Annotated in this window: 24 protein-coding genes and 1 tRNA gene; 11 read left to right on the forward strand and 14 right to left on the reverse strand. The window is 39.4% G+C overall.

Annotated features, from left to right (window positions below; translation table 11 throughout):
- Window positions 1-107: 107 nt before the first annotated feature.
- From lspA to ACY10D_RS00725, 6 genes are all read right to left on the reverse strand, one after another.
- Complete coding sequence (gene lspA, locus ACY10D_RS00700) at window positions 108-587, reverse strand: signal peptidase II (RefSeq protein WP_486998896.1); 480 nt, start codon at window positions 585-587, stop codon at window positions 108-110.
- Complete coding sequence (gene ileS, locus ACY10D_RS00705) at window positions 574-3381, reverse strand: isoleucine--tRNA ligase (RefSeq protein ID WP_486998897.1); 2808 nt, start codon at window positions 3379-3381, stop codon at window positions 574-576. The genes lspA and ileS overlap by 14 nt, the downstream gene beginning before the upstream one ends.
- 198 nt (window positions 3382-3579) lie before the next feature.
- Window positions 3580-4518 (reverse strand): bifunctional riboflavin kinase/FAD synthetase, encoded by a 939-nt coding sequence (ribF, locus tag ACY10D_RS00710; protein ID WP_486998898.1) that lies wholly within the window; start codon window positions 4516-4518, stop codon window positions 3580-3582.
- Between the two features lie 148 nt (window positions 4519-4666).
- Complete coding sequence (locus ACY10D_RS00715; protein ID WP_486998899.1) at window positions 4667-5758, reverse strand: aldose epimerase family protein; 1092 nt, start codon at window positions 5756-5758, stop codon at window positions 4667-4669.
- A gap of 17 nt (window positions 5759-5775) precedes the next feature.
- Window positions 5776-6951: a galactokinase gene (locus ACY10D_RS00720; protein WP_486998918.1), complete on the reverse strand. Its 1176-nt coding sequence runs from the start codon at window positions 6949-6951 to the stop codon at window positions 5776-5778.
- Window positions 6945-7967 carry a UDP-glucose--hexose-1-phosphate uridylyltransferase gene (locus tag ACY10D_RS00725; protein WP_486998900.1) on the reverse strand — a complete coding sequence of 341 codons (1023 nt, stop codon included), beginning with the start codon at window positions 7965-7967 and terminating at the stop codon, window positions 6945-6947. Before ACY10D_RS00725 ends, ACY10D_RS00720 begins: the two co-directional genes overlap by 7 nt.
- A 279-nt stretch (window positions 7968-8246) precedes the next feature.
- Here ACY10D_RS00725 and ACY10D_RS00730 point away from each other — a divergent pair, with 279 nt between their 5' ends.
- The 4 genes from ACY10D_RS00730 to coaD all read left to right on the forward strand — a co-directional run bounded on the left by ACY10D_RS00730 (window position 8247) and on the right by coaD (window position 11203).
- The gene (locus ACY10D_RS00730; RefSeq protein WP_486998919.1) at window positions 8247-9650 is read left to right on the forward strand and encodes a sugar porter family MFS transporter; all 1404 of its coding nucleotides are present in this window, start codon (window positions 8247-8249) and stop codon (window positions 9648-9650) included.
- An 81-nt stretch (window positions 9651-9731) separates the two neighbouring features.
- Window positions 9732-10142 (forward strand): HesB/IscA family protein, encoded by a 411-nt coding sequence (locus tag ACY10D_RS00735; RefSeq protein ID WP_486998901.1) that lies wholly within the window; start codon window positions 9732-9734, stop codon window positions 10140-10142.
- On the forward strand, window positions 10142-10693 hold the full coding sequence (sufT, locus tag ACY10D_RS00740) for a putative Fe-S cluster assembly protein SufT (protein ID WP_486998902.1): 552 nt from the start codon (window positions 10142-10144) through the stop codon (window positions 10691-10693). The genes ACY10D_RS00735 and sufT overlap by 1 nt, the downstream gene beginning before the upstream one ends.
- A gap of 21 nt (window positions 10694-10714) precedes the next feature.
- Window positions 10715-11203 (forward strand): pantetheine-phosphate adenylyltransferase, encoded by a 489-nt coding sequence (gene coaD / locus ACY10D_RS00745; RefSeq protein ID WP_486998903.1) that lies wholly within the window; start codon window positions 10715-10717, stop codon window positions 11201-11203.
- A gap of 14 nt (window positions 11204-11217) precedes the next feature.
- Here the strand turns inward: coaD and ACY10D_RS00750 are convergent, their stop codons facing one another.
- Window positions 11218-12090: a LysR family transcriptional regulator gene (locus tag ACY10D_RS00750; RefSeq protein WP_486998904.1), complete on the reverse strand. Its 873-nt coding sequence runs from the start codon at window positions 12088-12090 to the stop codon at window positions 11218-11220.
- Between the two features lie 94 nt (window positions 12091-12184).
- Between ACY10D_RS00750 and ACY10D_RS00755 the strand changes: the two genes are divergently transcribed.
- Both ACY10D_RS00755 and ACY10D_RS00760 read left to right on the forward strand, forming a co-directional pair.
- The gene (locus ACY10D_RS00755) at window positions 12185-12973 is read left to right on the forward strand and encodes a sulfite exporter TauE/SafE family protein (protein ID WP_486998905.1); all 789 of its coding nucleotides are present in this window, start codon (window positions 12185-12187) and stop codon (window positions 12971-12973) included.
- Complete coding sequence (locus ACY10D_RS00760; RefSeq protein ID WP_486998906.1) at window positions 12960-13163, forward strand: type II toxin-antitoxin system PemK/MazF family toxin; 204 nt, start codon at window positions 12960-12962, stop codon at window positions 13161-13163. Before ACY10D_RS00755 ends, ACY10D_RS00760 begins: the two co-directional genes overlap by 14 nt.
- A 46-nt stretch (window positions 13164-13209) precedes the next feature.
- Here ACY10D_RS00760 and ACY10D_RS00765 read toward each other — a convergent pair whose 3' ends face one another.
- The 5 genes from ACY10D_RS00765 to ACY10D_RS00785 form a co-directional block, all read right to left on the reverse strand.
- Window positions 13210-13902, reverse strand: coding sequence for a Bax inhibitor-1/YccA family protein (locus ACY10D_RS00765; RefSeq protein ID WP_486998907.1), 693 nt, complete (start codon window positions 13900-13902; stop codon window positions 13210-13212).
- Between the two features lie 93 nt (window positions 13903-13995).
- Window positions 13996-15471 carry a hypothetical protein gene (locus ACY10D_RS00770; protein ID WP_486998908.1) on the reverse strand — a complete coding sequence of 492 codons (1476 nt, stop codon included), beginning with the start codon at window positions 15469-15471 and terminating at the stop codon, window positions 13996-13998.
- A 56-nt stretch (window positions 15472-15527) separates the two neighbouring features.
- A complete protein-coding gene (gene lipB / locus ACY10D_RS00775; RefSeq protein ID WP_486998909.1) occupies window positions 15528-16148 on the reverse strand; it encodes a lipoyl(octanoyl) transferase LipB in 621 nt (206 codons plus the stop codon).
- A 3-nt stretch (window positions 16149-16151) separates the two neighbouring features.
- Window positions 16152-16505, reverse strand: coding sequence for an HP0495 family protein (locus tag ACY10D_RS00780; protein WP_486998910.1), 354 nt, complete (start codon window positions 16503-16505; stop codon window positions 16152-16154).
- A gap of 88 nt (window positions 16506-16593) precedes the next feature.
- A complete protein-coding gene (locus ACY10D_RS00785) occupies window positions 16594-17190 on the reverse strand; it encodes an XTP/dITP diphosphatase (RefSeq protein WP_486998911.1) in 597 nt (198 codons plus the stop codon).
- A 136-nt stretch (window positions 17191-17326) separates the two neighbouring features.
- On the opposite strand from ACY10D_RS00785, the gene ACY10D_RS00790 reads away from it, so the two are divergent.
- The 5 genes from ACY10D_RS00790 to ACY10D_RS00810 all read left to right on the forward strand — a co-directional run bounded on the left by ACY10D_RS00790 (window position 17327) and on the right by ACY10D_RS00810 (window position 21944).
- Complete coding sequence (locus ACY10D_RS00790) at window positions 17327-18211, forward strand: DMT family transporter (RefSeq protein WP_486998912.1); 885 nt, start codon at window positions 17327-17329, stop codon at window positions 18209-18211.
- 82 nt (window positions 18212-18293) lie between these two features.
- Window positions 18294-18755 (forward strand): PACE efflux transporter, encoded by a 462-nt coding sequence (locus ACY10D_RS00795; protein ID WP_486998913.1) that lies wholly within the window; start codon window positions 18294-18296, stop codon window positions 18753-18755.
- Window positions 18756-18990: 235 nt separating this feature from the next.
- Window positions 18991-19851: a pyrroline-5-carboxylate reductase gene (gene proC / locus ACY10D_RS00800; RefSeq protein ID WP_486998914.1), complete on the forward strand. Its 861-nt coding sequence runs from the start codon at window positions 18991-18993 to the stop codon at window positions 19849-19851.
- Window positions 19848-20411 carry a YggT family protein gene (locus tag ACY10D_RS00805; protein WP_486998915.1) on the forward strand — a complete coding sequence of 188 codons (564 nt, stop codon included), beginning with the start codon at window positions 19848-19850 and terminating at the stop codon, window positions 20409-20411. Before proC ends, ACY10D_RS00805 begins: the two co-directional genes overlap by 4 nt.
- A 120-nt stretch (window positions 20412-20531) precedes the next feature.
- Window positions 20532-21944: a DHA2 family efflux MFS transporter permease subunit gene (locus ACY10D_RS00810; protein WP_486998916.1), complete on the forward strand. Its 1413-nt coding sequence runs from the start codon at window positions 20532-20534 to the stop codon at window positions 21942-21944.
- Window position 21945: 1 nt separating this feature from the next.
- Here ACY10D_RS00810 and rpoH read toward each other — a convergent pair whose 3' ends face one another.
- Entirely contained in the window at window positions 21946-22821 is an 876-nt protein-coding gene (gene rpoH / locus ACY10D_RS00815; protein WP_192483072.1) for an RNA polymerase sigma factor RpoH, read from the reverse strand.
- A gap of 123 nt (window positions 22822-22944) precedes the next feature.
- Window positions 22945-23020, reverse strand: a tRNA-Glu gene (locus ACY10D_RS00820).

Consider the following 23020-nt stretch of genomic DNA (forward strand, 5'->3'; position numbering starts at 1 on the left):
TAGCATAGACCGTACCCTGAGCGAAGTTGAAGGGTGTATGTGCTTGTAGTATATAAAAAAGGCTTCGACTGACGCTCAGTCAACGTTTATTTAGCAGGGTTCAGTCATTATTTTTTAGATTTAAAGCTTATCAAGATTAAAATCACGGCACCAATGCAAATGGCAGAGTCTGCGATATTAAATGCTGGCCAGTGATAGTTGTTGATATGAAAGTCAAGGAAATCAACGACATAACCGTGGATCATACGATCATAAACATTACCCAAGGCGCCACCTAAGATAAGTGCTAAAGCGCAAGCAGTGAGGTTTTTATCTTTAGGTAAACGTGATAACCATATTAAGATCACAATAGCGACAATAAGGGCGATGCCAGAGAGGACAATCACTTGCCATGTGGTATTAGCATTACTTAGAAAGCTAAATGCCGCACCATAATTATGCAATAAGGTTAAGTTGAAAAAGGGCAGGACTTCAACAGGTTGTCCATAAGTTAGATTTTGTGAGGCAAGGTATTTTGTACCAAGGTCAATAATAATGACAATAATACTTAAAATAACCCAACGCAGTTGATTGTTACGCAAACTCACGTATCTCTCCTTGTTCAGTAGTAATGTTCTCAATACATCTGCCGCAAATATCAGCATACTCGCTATGACTGCCGACATCTTCGCGTCGATGCCAGCAACGCTCACATTTTTGTGCCACTGATTTCTCAACAACAATACTTAAGCCTTTGATACTTGAGTCATGCGCAAACTCAGGCTTTTCAGCTAATGGCTTAATATGTGCATCAGAGACGATCAACGCAAAGCGTAGCTCATCTTTAAGTTTAGCTAATTGCGCTAGTAAGGTATCATTAGCATAAAGCGTGACATTGGCCTCAAGGGAAGCGCCTAATACACCCTCAGCACGTTTGGCTTCAAGTAGTTTGTTGCATTCGGTGCGCACCTCTTGAATCGTTTGCCAAAATGGCAGATCAAGTTCAGCTGATTGTGGCATTTGTGATAAGCCTTGATACCACTCACAAGTAATAAAAGATAATTTCTCGCCAGGAATAGCATCATAAATTTCATCAGCCGTAAAGCATAAAATTGGTGATATCCAACGTACTAAAGCATGAATGATATGATACATTGCCGTTTGTGCGGACTTGCGTGCCAAACCGTGAGCTTTCGCTGTGTATTGACGATCTTTAATGACATCAAGGTAGAAGCTGCCCATATCAATTGAGCAGAAATGATGAATCTGCTGTGCCACAACATGGAAGTTATACTCATCATACGCTTTAATAATTTTCTGTTGCACTTCATCTGCTTTGGCAATTGCCCATTGATCCAATGCCACCAACTGATCAAAGTCGATTAAATCAGTTTGTGGATTAAAGCCCTCAAGATTTGATAATAAAAAGCGTGCGGTATTACGTAAGCGACGATAAGTATCAGCATTACGTTTGAGAATTTCATCAGATACGGTCATCTCAGTGCGATAATCAGTTGCTGCAACCCATAATCTTAGGATATCAGCCCCTAATGTGTTGACAACATCCTGTGGTGAGACAACGTTGCCAAGGGATTTAGACATTTTCTTGCCATGGGCGTCAACGGTAAACCCGTGGGTTAACACTTGCTTATAAGGTGCTTGATTGCGACGCGCTAAGCTTGTCAGCAATGAGGTTTGAAACCAACCACGATGCTGATCAGAACCCTCAAGGTATAAATCAGCAGGAAATTGTAAATCTTCATTATGCTCAAGCACACAAGCGTTTGAACAGCCTGAGTCAAACCAGACATCGAGTGTGTCGGTGACGCGTTGATAGTCCTCGGTTTCAGCAATGAACTGACTGTCATCAGCATCAAACCAAGCTTCCACTCCACCTTTGGCAATGGCATTAGCAACTTTTTCAATAATGTCTTGCGTTTGCGGGTGTAAGCTTTCCGTTTCCTTATGAATAAACAAAGGAATAGGCACACCCCAAGTGCGTTGACGTGAGATACACCAATCAGGGCGATCTTGCATCATCGCTTCAATACGGCTTTGTCCCCAACTTGGCACCCATTTCACTTCTTTGATGGTTTCTTCAGCGCGCGCACGTAGCTTATTTTTTTCCATACTGATAAACCATTGTGGTGTAGCACGGAAAATCAGTGGTGTTTTGTGACGCCAGCAGTGTGGATAGCTGTGCTCTAATTTGTTTAAATTAAGAAGAGCGTTGTTTTGTATTAATACTTCAATCACATGATCATTGGCTTTAAAGACGAATTCATTAGCAAAAAGCTCAGTGTTACTGTGATAGCAGCCATTGTTGTTGACAGGGTTGTCAACAGGTAGATCATGCAGTTTCCCTAATGCGAAATCCTCAACCCCGTGAGCCGGTGCAGTATGGACAAGACCAGTTCCAGAATCAACGGTAACATGATCACCGTGAAGTACGGGCACGATCCGGTTATAAAAAGGGTGGTGTGCTTTTAAGTCGGTCAATTGATCACCTGAGACACTGGCAAGGATATGATATTCTTCAATGCCAGCACGCTTCATAATTGACTCAACCAACTCTGTAGCAACAATAATATGTTGATCATGATTGAAGTTAACTACGGCATAGCTTATTTCATTATGCATGGCAATCGCCTGATTGGCGGGTAGCGTCCATGGTGTTGTTGTCCAAATAACCGCAGATGTGTTTTCAGGTAAAGTCTCTAAACCAAAGCGCTCTGCCCAAGTGTTTGGCTCAATGATGGCAAATTTAACATCGATCGCAGGTGAGATTTTATCTTTGTATTCAACTTCGGCTTCAGCAAGTGCTGAGCCACACTCAGGGCACCAGTGGACTGGTTTGAAGCCTTTGGTTAAATGACCATTTGCAATAATCTTACCTAAAGTTCTCACCATGTTGGCTTCGTAGTCAAAGTTCATGGTTAAGTAAGGCTTATCCCAGTCGCCTAAAATACCCAGACGCTTAAAGTCTGTAATTTGGCGCTGTACTTGTTTGGCAGCATATTTACGACATTCTTTACGAAAAGCATTGGCACTAATCTTGGCACCCGCTTTACCATGTTTTTTCTCTACTTGCAGCTCAATCGGTAGGCCATGGCAATCCCAACCTGGGACATAAGGTGCGTCGAAACCTGAGAGTGTTTTTGAGCGTATCACCATATCTTTTAAAATCTTATTGACCGCGTGTCCGACGTGAATATCACCATTGGCATACGGAGGACCATCGTGCAAAATAAACTTATCTCTTCCGGTGAAATGCTCGCGAATTTGTTGATAAGCTTCATCGCTATACCATTGTTTCAAGCGCATTGGTTCTTTTTGCGCAAGGTTTGCCTTCATTGAAAATGATGTTTTCGGCAAGTTTAATGTGCTTTTATAATCTGCCATATGTTACCCTTTAACCCGTTATTTTAAATTGCATTTCAACACCCCGCCTCGCAAGCTTGGCATCCCTCTTGCAAAGAGAGGAATCAAGCAGAAGCCAATTTAAATTCCTCTCTTTGCAAGAGGGATGGCAGCCGTAGGCTGACGGGGTGTTCTTTAAAGTTACCTATTTAATTGTACGTAACTCTGATTTTCTATTTTTTATATCTTTATTGTATGTTTTTCAAGCCACGTAAGTGCAGCCAGCTTATCATCATTAATTTGTGCTTTGAGTGCATCAAAGCTTGCAAATTTTTTCTCGCTACGCACAAAGTGCAAAAACTCAATCGTAACATATTGCCCATATAAGTCATGTGTGAAATCAAAAATATGTGTCTCTAATAAACGTAATCTGCCACCGACTGTTGGGCGAATGCCGATATTGGCAATGCCGTGATATGTTTTACCGTGAACATGCACGTTAACAACATAAACCCCTGAAACGACAACGGCTGTTGGCATTGGGATGTTAATCGTTGGAAAACCAATCTTACGCCCATTTTGATCACCATGATGCACGCGACCACTGAGCGAGTAGCTATGCCCTAAAAAATGCGCTGCATCATTGAATTGACCACAACTCAGTAGTTGACGGATATGGCTGCTGCTAATGCGTGTATCATCTATGGTATAAGAAGGGAGGCTTTCTACGCTAAAGCCATATTTTTTCCCTAAGTCTTGGAGTAGCTTAAAATCACCTTGACGCTGATAACCAAAACGAAAGTCATCACCAATAATGACATGCTGAGCATTAAGACCATCGACAAGAACCGTTTTAACAAAGGCTTCAGCTGATAACATCGCAAGCTTTTGATTAAACTGCAGGCACAACACCTGATCGATATTGAGTGCTTTAAATGCTTGGATCTTGTCACGAAAAGGCGTGATGCGCAAAGGTGCCTTTTCTTTTAAAAAAAACTCTTTCGGTTGCGGCTCAAATGTCACCACTGTCGCTTTAGCTCTATTGGTTTTAGCCAGTTGCTGCACATGTTTAATAATATACTGATGCCCCAAGTGCATGCCATCAAAGTTACCAATGGTGACAATACTTGGCGTTTGATTTTTATTGTTATGTAAATCTGCAAATCGTAACAGCTGCATGTTAAGTTTGTTTATGCCTAATTAATCGCTTTGATACATCACAAAGCGAGGTGTTAAAAACTGTCAAGCATTGTATACCAGTCCTATAGCTATCGTAAATAAATTTGCGGAGTTTGTTGACTTAAGAGGTAATATAAAAGAGAAAGTTTTACTTTGATTTGCTCATATCGTCTTTGATGGAAAATACATAACGGCTACTATGTTTTCGTAAGTGATGTGATGGTGTGACAATACTTGGGAAATGAGCATGATTTGGCGCATCGGGGTAGTCATGTGTTTCTAAGCAGACAGCGCAATGTGACTGATATGCTTCATCATACTTTCCTTTACAGTTGTTTAAAAAGTTTGCGGTATATAATTGCAAGCCTGGATAGGTGGTTAATAGCTGCATATGTATGCCCGTTCTTTCACTTGTTAGTTCAGCGCATGGCTGATATTTAGGTGCTTGAGCATCGTGTTGAGGCAAAATGTAAAACACATCATAACCGTTGTTTTGGCGTAATTTTTCATCACTCTGTAATAAACTGCTTGTTAATGATTTAGGCTTGGAAAAATCAAATGTGCCATGGGCTTTTGCAGTTTTTCCTGTTGGGATTAATTGATCATTCGTCTCAAGATAAGCATCACAATGAAGTGCTAGTTGATGTTGATCTAGCTGATTGCGTGTCGTGCCATTGAGATTAAAGTAGCTGTGATTGGTGAGATTACTAATCACAGCATTATCAGCAGCTTCTGTCAGGTAATCAATTTGCAGAGTGCCATCGGCTAAGATTAGATATTCAATGGTAATTGTTATAGGTCCAGGTAAACCACAATAGCCATCTTCAAGCTTGATATGATAAGCAATACCTTGAGCATAATCATTGCTAATGATTGATTGCTGCCAAACTATGGTCTTCAAATTGCCGATATGCAAAGCATTTTCTGATTCATTGGCATCAAGTCTGTAAATATGATCATTTAAGGTAAACTGAGCCTTGGCAATGCGATTGGTGACAACAGCATGCACCGCACCTAAAGATGGATCATTTTCTTTGAGATAATCTTGATAATCATCAAACCCCAAAACGATATCTTGCCACGTTTGATTTTTATCTTGTATCCATAGCGATTGAATGACCGCGCCGATATTTAAAAGCTGTAATTTGATGCGGGGATGGTTGATGTTGGTTTGATAAATGCCAAGTGTTTGATCTAAACATTGGCTATAAATCTGTGTTGCTGAATGGTCTTTTGTCATCGTTTTGCCATCGCTATTTAATTTGCGTCATCGACTAAATGGACCCCTTGATAAGCACGTGAGATATAAAAAGTAGGCGCTTTGTTAAAGCGTTTATAATAAGCGGATTTCAAGTACTGTTGATAATCATCAATCACATGATCTTGCACTAAATGTATCGTGCAGCCACCAAAACCACCTCCGGTCATCCGTGCACCATATACGCCAGAATATGAAATGGATAACTCAACCAAATAATCAAGCTCGTCACAGCTGACCTTATAGTCATACTGTAGTGAATTGTGTGAGGCATACATCAGTTTACCAAGTGTTAGCCAATCGGCATTTTTCATGGCATTAGCCGCTTGCAAAACACGATGATTTTCATTCACAACATGCTTAGCGCATTGCAAGCTCTCGATATCAAGTAAATCTTTTGATGCCATTAATTGCTCAACGGTTAAATCCCTTAATGAGGCGATATTAAAGATTTTGGCGACTTTCTCACATGATTCACGGCGCTTGTTATAAGCAGATTCCGCAAGGTTGTGTTTGACATTGCTATCACAGATCATGAGTGATACGTCGGTTAGGTTAAAAGGGATATGTTCTGCATTAAGTGATTGGCAATCGATGAGCAATGCGTGATGCTCACGTGCTGATGCGCAGATCATTTGATCCATAATGCCGCAAAGTGTGCCGATATACTGGTGTTCGACTTGCTGTGCAAGTTTGGCAATATCAGTTTTACTTATTTCAAGTTGATAAAGTGTGGCATAAGCATAACCTAAGGCAACCGTTAAAGATGCTGAAGATGATAGCCCCGCACCAATTGGCAGATTACTAGAGATATAAATATCAGCGCCTTTGACTTTTGTTATGTCATTAGTGCTTTGCTGAATAAGTGATAACATGCCACCGATGTAGCGACACCATTGTGAATGTTCTGAGTTTGAAAAATGATGTAAATCAAAGCGGTCTAATTGATCCAAGTTTTTGCTATAAACGCTGATTTTAGTATCATCGCGTGGTGCGATAGCAACTGTTGTGCCCATGTTGATTGCCAAAGGCATAACAAAGCCATTGTTGTAGTCGGTGTGCTCACCGATTAAATTAACCCGCCCAGGTGCATAAAAGCACTGATAATCTTGGCGATTAAAGATTGATTGATAGTGATTACGTAGATCATCGCTATGTTTTGCTAATATCATAATGCACGTAACCTCTTTGCAGCGTCTTCAGGTGTAATATCACGTTGTGATTCAGCAAGCATTTCAAAACCAACCATAAACTTTTTAACCGAAGCGGAACGTAGTAACGGCGGATAAAAATGAGCATGTAACTGCCAACATGGATCGTTCTTAGCATAAGGCGCGCCATGCCAGCCCATTGAATATGGAAATGAAACCCCAAACAATCGATCATACTTTTGCAGTAACGCTTTGAGAATACTAGCAAGCTTAGTTTTTTGGTGTTCATTGAGATAGTTAAGATGCGCGCAATATGATTTAGGTATTAATAAGGTTTCAAATGGCCAAACTGCCCAAAAGGGTACGACAACAAGCCATTCATCGTTTTCAAGTACAATACGCTCTTGAGCCTTTTGTTCACGCTTAACATAATCAATAAGTAAATTGCGTTGATGGTTTTGATGGTAAGTTTGTTGTTGACGGTGTTCTTTTTCAGCTTCAGTCGGTAAAAAATCACATGCCCAAATTTGCCCATGTGGGTGAGGGTTAGAGCATCCCATAATATCGCCTTTGTTTTCAAAAACCTGCACCCATTGGTAAGTTTTTGAAAGCTCATTAACTTCATTTTGCCAAGTAGATATTACTGTTGTAATGTCTTTTTCAGTCATTTCAGCCATGCTTAAGCTATGATCTGGCGAGAAGCAAATAACTTTGGCAATACCGTTGGCTGCTTGAGCGGTCATTAATGGATCAAATATTTCGTCAAGCTGTTCATTATCCTGTGCTGACATCAGAGCTGGAAAGTCATTATTAAAAACATATGTCTCACTATATTGAGGGTTTTTGGTGCCGTTTGCACGAACATTGCCAGGACATAAATAGCATTCAGGGTCATGTGTTGGTCTATGGTTAGCAGGAGGTAATTCACTAAGCCCTTGCCATGGTCTTGATAAACGATGCGGTGAGACGACAATCCATTCGCCTGTCAACGGATTGCGACGACGATGTGAGCGCTCAAATAATGGATTTGCTGATGTCATAAGGAAATCATGGTCTAAATGTTGGAAATTTACGATAAATGGTAGCGAAACTAAAAGACAGATTCAAATGGTTTTATGCTTTCATGGAATAGCTTTACTCTGGCTTATGATTTTTGATTGAGTTTCGAGCATGTTGGCATGTTTCAGTAATGGGGAAATTGGAAGTTCGGAAAATAATAAGCGGGTAGAATATTTACAAATAAAAATTAAATCGATAATATGCAAGCGAAATTATAATAAAAGCAGCAACATATAAAATAAAAACAGGGGGAGTGGGGAATAATGAAAGAAAAAAAACTAAACGCAATAACCATACGCGTTGCCATTATTGGCGCGTTGGCGGGGTTGTTGTTCGGTATGGATATTGCCTATGTTAATGGCTCATTAGATTTGATCGTCAAAAATTTTAGTTTAAGCTTAACGCAGTCGCAACATGTCGCAAGTACGTTACTTGTTGGTGCGGCAATTGGTGCGATTTTTAGCGGTTTTCTATCACGACGCTTTGGGCGAAAGGTAGTATTAATTCTGGCGGCATTAATTTTTACCATATTTACATTTGTTGGTGTTTTCGCACCTAACTTTGATGCGTTATTAGTATCACGATTTGTTGTTGGCTTAGCCGTTGGTATTGCTTCTTTTATTTCACCACTGTATCTATCGGAAATTGCGCCTAAAGAGTTTCGTGGTGGTATCATTGCGATGTATCAATTCATGATTACGATTGGTATTTTCTTGATGTATCTGTGTAACTCGGCGCTAAGTTCCACAGGATCTTGGCGTATTATGCTTGCTAGTATTGCTATTCCCTCAATCATTATGTTACTAGGTTGCTTAACTTTACCACGAAGCCCACGTTGGTTGATTCTAACTGGGCAGGAAGAAAAGGCGTTAGTCGTACTAAAAAGGATTCGTGATAATGATGAAGAAGCTTATCAGGAAGTAGATGAAATCAAAAATGCAACTAATGTCAAAGGTAGTGGCTTTAAAATGTTACGCCATGGCTTCTTTTTAAAAGTATTATTGTTAGGGATTTTACTGCAAGCATTCCAACAGTTTACAGGGATGAATGCTTTTATGTATTATTCAACAGATATTTTCAAGATGGCAGGTTTTGGTAACCCCGCAGTAGCTACAATTGTTATTGGTTTAGTGAATGTATTAACAACGATCTTAGCAATAAAGTATGTTGATAAATTTGGACGCAAGCCAATTCTTTATTTTGGCTTGAGCTTATTGGTTTTATCTTGTCTTATCGTTGGTGTCGTATTCAAGACTCATTACTCAGTTGAGTTGATTAATAACCTGCCTGTTTCACATATGCAATTAAGCTCAGCATTGCAGTGGATTACATTGATTTTTTGTTTGGTATTTATCTTTGGTTTTGCCATTTCAATGGGGCCCATGATTTGGATTATATGCTCTGAAATCCAACCGTTAGAAGGGCGAGATCTTGGTATGACTGCATCAACGACATCAAACTGGTTATGTAATGCTATTTTAGGTAACTTTGCATTGACATGGTTAACCTTTGCACCGGGTAATACATTCTTTGGTTTTGGATTGGTTTGTTTGGTTTGTATGTTCTTCACTAAGTTCTTTGTGCCTGAAACAAAAGGGGTTTCATTAGAGCAAATAGAGCAAAACTTGAAATCAGGTAAGCGTCTTGCGCATATTGGACGTTAGTTGCTGTGATCGGTTAATCGCTTGATAAATTACAGATGCTTAAAACCTTAGAAAAAAGCATAAGTAAATGATACCATAGCGGTGCTATTTACAAGTGAAGATAAAGATAGATTAACGATGATAGAAAAATTTGACCCAAAAGCTGAGCAGCCCGTGACTTTCACTCAAGCGGCTTTAACGCATTTTAGGAACCATTTGGCGAAAACTCAATCGCTTGCTATCAAGATTGGTATTACAACAACAGGCTGTTCAGGCTTGGCTTATGTTGTTGAACCGATTAAGGAAATTCCTGAAGGCTTTATTAAGATCGATGAAGAAGGTGTTTTGTTTTTCGTAGATCCTAAGGCGTTACAATATGTCAATGGTCTTGAAATAGATCATGTCAAAAGAGAGTTAGGTTTATCACAACTGGTTTATAATAATCCTAATGAGTCAGCGCGTTGTGGTTGTGGTGAGAGTTTCACTGTGCAACAAGAAGGATTAAAAGAGTAATGAAAATGTCTGATGTTGCTATTTTACGCCGCGAAGTTGAAGTAACCACAGTTCCCTATGGTGAGAAAATGACTTTGTTACCAGGGCAAGAAGTGCTGGTAACGCAAGCAATGGGGGCAAGCTTCACGCTAAATGTGATGGGTAATCTGGTTTATCTTGATGGTAAAGATGCCGATGCGATTAATCGTGAGGTAGTACTTCTGCCAAGTGATAAAGCCAATATTCAAGCTGGTGATGAGGTTAATCTCGATCTTTTATGGGATCAGCTACGCACGGTTTATGATCCTGAAATCCCTGTGAACATCGTTGATTTGGGTCTGATCTATGATATTTCAACCACGCGTTTGGACAGTAGTAATTATCATATTGGTGTACAAATGACATTATCCGCTCCTGGGTGTGGCATGGGTCCTGTATTAGTACAGGATGTTGAAGATAAGCTTAAACAATTTGCCAATGTCGAAAAGGCCGATGTGGTGTTGGTATTTGATCCGCCATGGAATTCTGAAATGATGACCGAAGAAGCAAAGCTTGAGCTTGGACTTTTTTAGGTTTGGCAAAGGACGTAAACCATGATAAAGGTAGTTTACCCCGGGACATTTGATCCTATTAGTTTAGGGCATATTGATCTAATTAAACGCGCGAAATCTTTATTTGATGAAGTGATTGTTGCTATTTCAACTGGTAATGGCAAATCAACGCTTTTCACTGAAGAGGAACGCTTTAACATCACCTCTGAAGTTTTGTCTGATATGCCTAATGTGCGTGTTGTGCGCTTACAAGGATTGATCGCTGATTTTATTGATGAAGTGGGTGCAAGTGCTGTCATTCGCGGATTGCGCGCAGTTTCTGACTTTGACTATGAGTTTCAAATGGCAAATATTAATAGGCATTTAAATAAAAAGTTTGAAACGATATTTCTAACGCCGGATGAAAAATATACGTGTTTATCATCAACAATGATTCGTCAAGTATCTAAAATTGATCCCCATCGTGTGGCTGACTATGTACATCCGGTGGTGTTAGATGCATTGTTAGCAAAAAGAAGTCACCATAACTAAGTTGAGAGTTTGACTTAAGAAACCTTTTGACATATTTCAAGAAAAGCCTTGGCTGCACGCGATAGCTCGACCTTTTTGTGATAGATACAAGCACTGCTAATATAGATCGGTGTATCGATAAGTGGTAATTCTTTAAGTTTATCTGACATCATATCCTCAGTAATAATTGACCAGCCAAAGCCTGATTCAATAAGTCTTTTAATGATTTCAAGCATATTGATGTTACTAAGCTCTGGTGAGCGGATGTTATGTTTATCCAGTAGTGTATGCAAAACCGTGTGATGCCTATTCTCAGGTGCTGGAGATAGCACAGGGACTTCATTTAAGCGCTGCACAATATCACCATTGTGCTGCCACAATGGATGATTTATAGCAATAACAGCGATAACACGACTTTTTTGCAGAATATGCCAATCAATATTTTCAGGCATATTTTCTTTCATGGTGATTAAGCCAATTTCTGCTTCAAGCGTGCTCACTTTTTCAATGATTGGTAATGAGTAAGTCGAGTCGAGTTTGATATTTACTTTGGGGTATTTAGATATAAATTCCTTAAGTATTTTTGGTAAAAAATTGAGTCCCAGATGATAATTGCAACTAATGCTTAAATCACCGATAACATCGTCTTGAAAAAGCTGCATTTTGTGCTCAAGACTACTCCATGCTTGAATTAGATGGTTAGCATAAGGGGTAAGGGCTTTGCCTGCGCTAGTAAGCTGAACCAGAGATCCTGTGCGATGAAATAGTTGATTATTCAATTGTGACTCTAATTGCGATATGCGCTTGGTGATCGTTGGTTGTGTTAGAAATAATTTATCAGCCGCGGCAGTAAATGATTGGGTTTCAGCAACGGCTAAAAAAGCGCGGATATTCTTTATTGATTCCATATTTGAATGATCTCCATTTATTTAATTCATTTTATCTATAGTGTAGCGCTTGTTAGAATAATAACATAATAAATTTTTGCGAAAGGTTGATTTGATGATTGTATTAATGATTTATTTGGCAGCGGGCATTGTCACGGGTATTTTATCTGCATGGGTAGGCGCAGGTGGTGGCGCTATTATCATCCCTTTGATGTTAGTGGTTTGTAAATATCAAGGGATGTCAAATGTGATCGCTATTCATTTAGCGGTTTCAACATCATTGGCATTTATTATGATCAATGCACTTTATAATGCTTACAAACATTATAAACATGGGCATTTAGTGCTGACAATTCTAAAAAATGCGCTGCCAATGATCTTTATTGGTGCGATTTTAGGTACCATTATTAGTGAGTTTATGCCTGCAAGAGCGATTGAGATTTTGTTTGCCGTCGTGCTTTTAGTAAGCCTCATTAAAACATTTCGTTTGAAGAAAACACACGCGAGTGAAGATATTGTGATGCCGTCTAAAGGTTCATGCATTTTTCTTGGTAGCACCACGGGGTTATTATCAAGTATTGTTGGCATTGGTGGTTCGAGCATTGTTAATCCGTATATGAAACACTACCATTATCCAATGAAAAATTGTGCAGCAATGGCGGCAGCAACCGCTTTCCCAACGGGCCTAATCGCTACTATTACCATGCTAATATCCAGTTATCATGCTGCGGGGATTCCTGCGTATAGCTTGGGGTACTTATATTTACCTGCCTTTTGTGGGTTATTGGTTGGCTCAGTTATCGGCACACCAATTGGTATTCGCATTGTTAAAAAATGCCCTGAAGTCATATCCTTGTGGTTATTTCGGTTAATTTTAATCTATGTGATTATTGATATGTTGTAGTATTCAAGTTTATCCATTTGAGGTTTTTATTGCAGCGAGTGAATCAGGTTTGCCAAAAGACTCTAAAGCGCAATGTCATCAGATTAGAACGATTTCAGTTCAGCGAATAATGAGTCATAAAATCGGTGTACTAAAAAGTGCCACCATTGAGAAGATTAATGTGAGTATCCGCTTACATTTAAGTGTCTAAATTTTGTATTATTCGAGTGGTACATCTAGTTACGTCAGGTGTTTATTTAGTTGCGGTTTCCTGAGAACATACCTAGGAATTGTAAAATGGTTAAGAAGATATTTAGGATTGAAACATAAATAGTGACTGTTGCAACAATGTAATTTGTTTCACCGCCACGTACGATTTGATTGGTCTGCCATAGTATAAAACCACCTGAGATAAAGGCAATAATAACAGACAGTGCTAAGTACAATGCTGGCATTTGTAAGAATAAGTTAACTACAATAGCAACTAATGCAATCAGTGCACCTATGCCAAGGAAAGAACCCAATCTTGAGAAATCACGTTTTGGATTTAAGGCAATTGCTGAAAGGCCTAGGAATATTGCACCAGTTGCTCCTAAAGACATCATAATAAGCTCAGAGCCATTACTAAATGTTGTAATGTAGTAATTCAATATTGGTCCTAATGTCCACCCCAGAAAGCCTGTTAATGCAAAAGTTAACACTAATCCCATGGGACTATTGCGTGTTGCTTGCACACCAAAGAGTAAAGCAAAGTAGACGATTAAAGTAATAAATGGGTTAATGGGAGGTGCTGCCACCATCATCGACCAGCCCGCTGTTAAGGCACTAAACAAAAGCGTTAGTGACAACAGTAAATAAGTATTACGTAATACTTTGTTCGTTTGAATGACAGAGCTGCCACGAGCATCAATCACGCGTGTGTTTTGTTGGTAGTTAAAACGATCGTTCATATTCTCTCCATATGATATTTAATTAAAAAGCTTAAAATCGCTGCTAAGTATATGGGGAGAGTCGCTGAAAAAACAATAGCCAATGGCTTAAATTTAGACATTTTTTTTATGATAGTGCATGAATTTTGATAATAGGTAGGCAACTAAAGCACATATTAAACCAGCAACAAACAGTGTGCCATAAAGATAAGATAATGATTGGTAAGTTGTCGTTAATGTTTGCGAATTAAGAATATTTTGATTAAGCGAAAAGACAAATACACCGATAGCTGCAGTAATGATAAAGAAAAAGCCCATTACGATAGACTCATATTTGCGTGGTGAGAACTTCCCAACCATTGCATAATACAAAGGTAACAACAATACTTTGGCAACCGAGTTCAACATCAAGGTAATAAGTAGCAGATAGTTCCCCGTCATTGCAAAGTGATTTAATGATTGAGAGAAGAAACTAAAAAATAACAAGCCACATGCTAATGCCATAAAAAAAGTAGCCAAACTAAATAAGCGAATTAAGCGCTTCATATGTTGCGTGTGCTTATTTTTATTCCACAGTACTGCCGAGACAAAGCCAATAATCAGTACCAAAGCAATATTGGCTTCAAAAAAGAAATCAGCTGATAAACTCTTAGCGTTAAAGAAGCCATAATCGCGGTTAAAAAGAGTGAGGTAGTTAAGAAAAATAGTAATAATACTCTTATCAGCCAACCAGAAAAACACGCTAAAGGCTAATAGAATAAGCAGCAAGCGGTTGCGTTTGCGCTGAGTTTCATCTTTTTCAAGATAAGCATAGATAAGCATGATGGTAACCGAGATAAATGCTAAGGCAATAATAAGCGCTTGTAACACGCGCTGATAATGCAGCAAGAAATCTGTCAATGAGGAGAGTACGATCAAAATAAACAAAACACTATAGGTTGATGGTGTGTATTTTGCTTCAACACCATCAATCAAACCAATATTGCGATTAAGATAAATGCCACCGGCTAAGAAAATCAGTACTGCAAATAGAGTAACTACGGACATAATCATAAACCAGTGCTGATAACTTAAGTGTTGCAATGTACCACTAATGGATAATGATAATGCAGCACCAAGAACCGTGGTCATATACATCAAGGTGAAGCCAGCGTGGCGTCTTGGGTCATCCTGGGTATAAAGAAAGCTTAATGTGGTGAATAGGTTGGGAATGACAAGGCCTACACCGATAACATAAGCGGAAAAACCAATTAAAGATAAGTTATTAAGTGATAATAGAATAAGGGCAACAAATGAATAAAGCATGCCGATAATCACCGAGCGGCGATGACCGATCATATAGCCTAGAATGCCACCGATTAATCCTGCGGCACTATATAAGAAAAGATTAGTCACAAGGTTAAAGTTGATGGCTAAAATATCAGGGGTTAACCCTTCTTGTGTGCTATCAGCAATGCTATGAATAAAGCCCGAAAAATGCACTGTGATGGCAGCTGTTCCCATGCTATAAAAGAGCGAGGTTAATAACAAAAACCACAAGCCAAAGGGTTGCTTGGTGTTAAGAAGTAGTTTTTTAGGTTTTAGTTGCATAGCCTATGTGCGTCAAATGAATCTTTGGCTATTATGACAATAATCTCATGATGGGTCTAACTGAAAATTGAGTTATCTAACCTTTGAGTCAATATTTGCGCATAGTCATTCAATACATCGGTAATGCTGATTCTAGGGTTATGTGCGTGAATTTGCGTCATTTTCAAGCCCTGATAACCACAAGGGTTGATATAGTTAAATGGTGTCAGATCCATATTCACATTAATGGCAAGACCATGATAGGTTAGTCCTTTTTTAACACGTAAGCCAAGTGATGCAATTTTAGCCTGATCAACATAAATACCTGGTGCATTTTCGATTGTGTGGCTAGCGATATCATAGGTTTTTAGTAAGTGCATGCATGATTTCTCAATCGTGCAAACAAAATCTTTAACACCTAAATTAAGGCGCTTAAGGTCAAACAAGAAGTAAATAACTGCTTGTCCTGGCCCGTGATAGGTGACTTGACCGCCACGATCACTTTGAATAACAGGAATGTTTTTAGGATTAATAATATGCTCGGGCTTACCATGACGACCTTGGGTGAAAACAGCCAAGTGTTCAACAAGCCAGATTTGGTCGTGAGTGTCCTCGGTACGTGATTGTGTAAATTCAACCATTGACTGATAAACTGACTCGTAGTCCTGTAATCCCAGATTTTTAATGAGGATTGACATCTGCTAAAGCACCATGTGAATCTCAGGATGCCCACTTAATGCTTGATAAATATTATCAAGCTGCTCTTTGCTTGTTGCTTCAAAGATTGCGGTAATAGAGATGTATTTACCAGTTTTGCTTTCACGAGTGGTGAATTCAATTTTCTCAGGATTTTCAATGTATTTCTCTAAGGTATTAAGGACAAACTCAGCAACTTCTTTTTGTGGGTTTGCCATGATTTTGATTGGAAATTGGCAAGGAAATTCAAATAAGGTTTCAGGCTGCTTTGCTTCATTCTCTTTGGCTTTAGTTGTCTCTGCAGGAAGTGCTTGTTCTTTTTTGTTTTCTGGTGTTTCTTTCTTGTCGTTATTACTCATATTAAATATAACCTATAGTTAGCAAACAATACTGTGCTTCAGTGTAATGTAAAGTATCAAGAAAATCATCTTGAAGTATTATCTTTTTCTACAAAAGGCGGTGGAGTTTCTCTTTGAGTTTTGCCAATGCGCGAGCGCGATGACTCACACTATTTTTAACCTCATTAGATACTTCAGCCATCGTTTGCTGATATTCAGGCAGTAAAAAAATAGGGTTGTAACCAAAACCATTACTGCCTCGACGCGCATGTGTGATACTACCGTCAACACGTCCTTCAGCGATCACTGGCATGGGGTCATGCTCATGCATTACAAGGGCTAAAACACATTGAAAGTGGGCTTGACGTTTATCATCTGTGATATTTTTCATGTCAGAAAGCAGCTTATCGATATTTGCTTCATCATTACCATGCTCACCTGAGAAGCGTGCTGAATAAATCCCAGGCGCCCCCTTTAAGGCATCAACGCATAAACCAGAGTCATCGGCAAGGGCGGGAAGACCCGTAAATTGCGCACAATGTCGAGCTTTTAAAATGGCGTTTTCAACAAAGCTTAAGCCAGTTTCATCAGCATCGGGGACATTAAACTCTGTTTGTGGAATGACTTTAAAGCCCAAGGGCGACAATATCTCGCTGACTTCTTTGATTTTCCCTTTATTACTTGATGCAAAGACAATATCTTTCATGTGTTTAGTGAACCCTGTTTAATAAATTGTGCGTAGTTTAATAGCAAATAAAAAACTAAGCAAATGAAGTAAATTGCTAGTCACTATTGAGCTGATTAAGTTAGTATATCGCATCAAAATTAAGAAAAGAGAAAGTATGACCAACGAGAAAAAGGCATTGATTGCACTGATCATAACCGTTGTCTTATGGGCATCTGCGTTTGTCGGTATTCGCTATGTGATGGAAGCGTTTTCAGCTGGTGGCTTGGCATTGTCACGCTATTTTGTGGCATCGATTGCTGCTTTAATCCCATTTTGTCTGATTAAGAATAAACAGTTGCCACGACTTAAAGACTTAATGATTTTTGCCATTCTTGGGTTTTTCGGCTTTTTCTCTTATAACATTTTGTTAAATGAAGGTGAGAAAACGGTAAGTGCAGGGTTAGCAAACTTTATCGTTGCGCAATTGCCGATTATCGTCACTGTTTTAGCGATGATTTTGTTTAAAGAGCGGGTTAATCGTTATGGTGTTTTGGGTTTTGTGATCAGTTTATTCGGTGTACTGGTAATACTCTTAGGAAGTCATAATAACGCGGGATTTGGTGGGGTGCTATTAGTCTATGGCGCGACCTGTTCAGGCGCGATTTACTCATGCTTTCAAAAGAAGTTCTTAGCACGCTACCACCCAATTGAAGTCGTGTGTTACTGCATGTGGCTAGGCACTTTGATGTTGATGGTTTTTGCGCCCGAGGCAATAAAGTCAGTAATACATTCGGATATGTCACATCTCTTAAGCATTGTTTATATGGGTGTTTTCCCCGGAGCGATTGCTTATTTACTATGGGGATACGCCTTTAAACATATCAAGGCAGCGGCAGCATCAAGCGCTTTGTATCTTATGCCCATTTTCACGTTGATATTAGCAGCTATCTTCTTATCCGAAATCCCAAGTATTCTTTCTGTTATTGGTGGAATTATTGCCGTTATTGGCTCGATTGTGATTAGCAAGTTTGGTGTAGCTGTTACGCCAAAAGATCAGTGAAGTGGTTACAAAACCTTGAGTTTAACGAGTCAATTTGAAACAATGCACGACATGAAAATCTTAAAATACGATAACAGATAGCATGAGTCAGCATAAAATGAGTATTAAAGGACGTATTGTCCATATGCTATCGTTTGAGTTTATCGCCTTGTTGATTGTGATTCCACTATCGTATTTTGTGCTTAAGAAAAATGCAGTCGCACTGGGTGCTTTGGCTGTTATTCTTGCGATTGCGGCAATGCTTTGGAACTTTATTTATAACTGGCTATTTGACGTGATTGAAAATAAATGTGGCGGTGTACGCTTTAAGCGGAAGTTTTGGTTGAGAGTAGTGCACGCTTGTTTATTTGAATTATCTTTATGTTTGGTGAGTGTGCCCTTTGTGATTATGTTGTTACATTTACCTTTTATTGCAGCATTTACGGTGAACTTAGGTTTTGTGTTTTTTTATTTGTGCTATGCACTTGTTTTTAATTACATTTATGATCATATTTATGTGAGGGTTGTGAATGCAAGGCTGCATAAACAAAAAAGAAATGTATAAAGAGTAATTAGTTGGAGTTGGCATTTTAGAAAAAACTATGATTTTAAAACATCCCGTCAGCCTACGGCTGCCACCCCTCTTAAAAAGAGGGGAATTAGGCAAGGATGATTTTTATTCCACTCTTTGCAAGAGGGGTGCTTAAGCGTGCGAGGCAGGGTGTTGAAGTAGAAAAAGTGTAGATGCCAATAATTAAGAAGGTTTAAAAAATAAGAGAAATAGGAAAAGGAATTGAATAATGGTTAATGCTCAAATTTGCTTTTTAGGTGGCGGTAATATGGCAAGAAGTATTATCGCGGGGTTAGTTAGCGATGGTGTTTCTGGTCAATCAATTACGGTGGTTGATCATAACCAAGACAAACTGGATATGCTTAATCAGCTGTTTCGTGTCAATACAACGCAACGTGTTGAGGATGCAGTGAAAAATGCCGATATTATTATGCTATGCGTTAAACCACAATCATTAAAGGAGTTGATGTTTACAGTTAAAACGGCATTGCATAAGCAGAATAAACCCTTATTTATATCGATTGCAGCGGGTATTACCTTGGCACAAATTGCGCATTGGCTTGTTGGTGATTATGCGATTGTGCGTGCTATGCCAAATACCCCAAGTCTTATTGGTTGTGGTGCCAGTGCGCTCTTTGCCAATGAATATGTCTCACGTCAGCAAAAAGAGATGGCTGAGCAAATTATGCGTAAGATTGGCGTTATTACTTGGGTTGACCATGAGAGCTTAATTGATGTCACAACCGCGATTTCAGGTTCAGGGCCTGCGTATTTTTTCTTGATGATGGAACATATGATTGATGTGGCAGTATCACTAGGATTAAGTGAAAAACAAGCGGCATTGCTCGTGACGCAAACCGCCTTTGGTGCAAGCAAAATGGCGTTAGAAAGTACACAAACCTTGTCACACTTGCGTCAAAATGTCACCTCAAAAGGAGGAGTGACTGCTGCGGCATTAAAAGCTTTCTCAGAAACAGGGTTTAAAGAGAGTATTGCAAAAGCGATCAAAGAGAATCTCTCACGCTCACAAGAGCTGGCAAGCCAGTTTGGTAATGCACTAACACATGATGAACAAAAGGATAAAGTATGATTAATGCCGTTAATAATGTAGGACTTTTCTTAATAGAAATTATCTTTAGCCTATTTGCCTATGCGGTACTGCTTAGGTTCTTTTTACAATGGGTAAAGGCTGATTTTTATAATCCGTTTTGTCAGTTGATTATTCGTGTGACCAATCCTTTGTTAAAACCATTGCGTCGCATTATTCCTGGTTTTTTTGGTTTGGATTTTGCAGCGCTTGTTTTGGCGTACGTTGTGCTATTGCTGCAAATTATTTTAATACAAATGCTAAGCGCAAAAAGCTTTTATATCCCATGGGCGATTATTTGGTTTGTGGCAGTGATAAAGCTTATTCTGACGGTAATCTGGATGTATATTATCTTGATCTTTATTCGCTCGATTGCCAGCTGGTTTGCGCAAGGTTCATATAACCCAGCATTAATGGCATTGCATCAGTTGACTGAACCACTGCTTAGAAAAGCACGCAGAATTATTCCGCCAACACAAAGTGGGATGGATTTCTCACCAATGTTGGTGTTGCTTATACTTATTTGTTTACAGATATTTATATCATCTATTTTTGGGATGTAGCTAGGCTTTCACTGTATAAACGCAGAAAAATATTAATCTTGCGTTGACTATATTTTATTTGATACAGGCATAGTATTCACATAGACTTAAAGCGAGTTTTATGTTGGAGAGAGTAGTGAAGTGTCAGATTCATCGATGGTGGCGACTCGTCGGATAGTGCCTTTGATTGTCGCAGTGGTGATTTTTATGGAGTTCCTAGATCTCACCATTATTAATACCGCTATTCCTAGCATTGCCAGAGACTTTGGCATAAGCCCGATTTTACTTAAATTTGCGGTAGCAAGTTACTACATTAGTCTTGCCATCTTTATTCCGATTAGTGGTTGGTGTACTGATCGCTTTGGCACAAAGAGAGTGTTTTTGTTTGCGGTGATAGTTTTCACTTTATCATCACTTGCTTGCGGCATATCAAATTCAGTGGTAATGTTGACACTTTGCCGCTTTTTGCAAGGTGTCGGTGGCGCCTTTATGACGCCTGTGGCACGGATTATTATCTTGAGATTATTCTCACGCAAAGAGCTGATCAAGGTGCAAGGGGTTATCTTCACGCCTGCGATGCTCGGTTATGTATTGGGTCCTTTTGTCGGTGGGATAATATGCGATAGTCTGAGTTGGCATTGGATCTTCTTTATTAATCTGCCAATTGGTTGTTTGGCGTTGATTGCAGGATTTATTTATATTCAGCAGCATGTCGCTAAGACGCTAAAGCGCTTTGATATTGTTGGGTTTTTAATTGCTGGTTTTGCTTTGGTGATTGTCACCTTCGGTGTCGAGATGATTGGGCATTATGATATTGTCAGTAAAGGTGTTGTTTATACAAGTATTGTGATCGGCATCGTGTTATTGCTGATACTGGTGGTGCATTGTTTGAAGAAGGTTAATCCAGTACTTGATTTGATTGTTTTTAAAGTCAAAACATTTAAAACAGCAGTGTCAATGAACGCAATATCATTTGCATTAACAGCAGGTGTTTCACTATTGCTGCCTTTGATGTATCAAGAAGGTTTTGGTTTTGACGCAGCAACCTCGGGACTTCTAACTTTACCAATCGCGGTTGGCTATTTAACCTTTAGAGGACTTGCTAATCGTATTATCTCGCGCTTTGGCTTTAAAGCTGTTTTGCAAGTAAATTTGATTTTGGCAATGATCTGGCTTATTGGTATTGCGCAGATTGAGCAGCATAGCTCGGTTATTTATATTGTGATTATTGAGTTCTTGTATGGCTCAAGCACAATTTTGATAGGTTCAGCCATTGGCGCATTAACCTATATGGATCTTAATGCGGATCAAGCAGCTAATGCAACGTCAATTGATCTCACAATTCGTCAATTTGCGGCATCGATGGGTGTGGCATTAACAGCGATTGTTCTAAGCAGTATGTTAAGTGTATTTAATTTATCCCTTTTTAGTCCAAGTGCTGAGGTGTATCACTACAGCTTTTATGCGATGCTAGTACTTTGGTTAGGAGCGTTAATCATAAGTCTTAGCTTAACTAAAGCCGATGGCATGGCGGAGCTAACAGCAGCGAGGTAATTTAAACGCGCGCAACAGCTCGTTTGAGCTTATCCATTGCCAGCTCTTCAATTTGGCGGATTCGCTCGGCAGATACATCATGCTTTGCTGCTAAATCGTGAAGGGTAAGTTTATCTTCAGCAAACCAACGCGATAAGATGATGTCTTTGCTACGTGCATCCAGCTTATCAATCGCTTCTTGTAGTTTACTTTGAACTTTTTCCTCATAGTCATCCTCAACAGCTGTCTGCTCCGGATTTCTTGATTGATCTTCCAGGTATAAAGCCGGATGAAAACTTGACTCATCGCCTGATTCTTCAACCGGTGCATCAAATGCCATATCATAGGCATTCATGCGTTTTTCCATCTCAAGGACAGTTTCAGGTTTAACACCGAGCTCTTTGGCAACACTTTGGATTTCTTCATCACTAAACCAACCAAGACGTTCTTTACTACTTCTCAAATTAAAAAACAGTTTGCGTTGCGCCTTGGTTGTTGCAATTTTAACAATACGCCAGTTTTTTAAAATATAGTCATGCATTTCAGCCTTAACCCAATGCACGGCAAAGGAAACAAGACGCACACCGACATCAGGATCAAAGCGTCGCACGGCTTTCATTAAGCCGATATTACCTTCTTGGATTAAATCAGTAATAGGTAAACCATAACCCGAAAATCCGCGTGCGACTTTAACAACAAAGCGCAAGTGTGAAAGAATCAGCTTTTGTGCCGCATCAATATCATTTTGTTGGCGTAAGCGATGCGCTAGTTCTTTTTCTTCTTCTTCGGAAAGCATCGGGATACTGCTGGCAAAGCGGATGTAGCTATCTAAGCCATCCGTATCAGAGAGTGCTGGTATTGGTAAGGTGTTTTTTTTAGGAACGAGTTCTTTACCCATATGCTGCTCATGTTGTCGATAATGCTGCAAAGTATAGCACAGATGGCGATTTGCCAAACATGTTTTAAGCGTGAAAATATTTGTCCATAGAAACAAAAAAACCGCTTAACGCGGTTTTAATGATGGCGTCCCCAAGGGGATTCGAACCCCTGTTACCGCCGTGAAAGGGCGGTGTCCTAGGCCTCTAGACGATGGGGAC

The organism is Cysteiniphilum sp. (assembly GCF_057495195.1).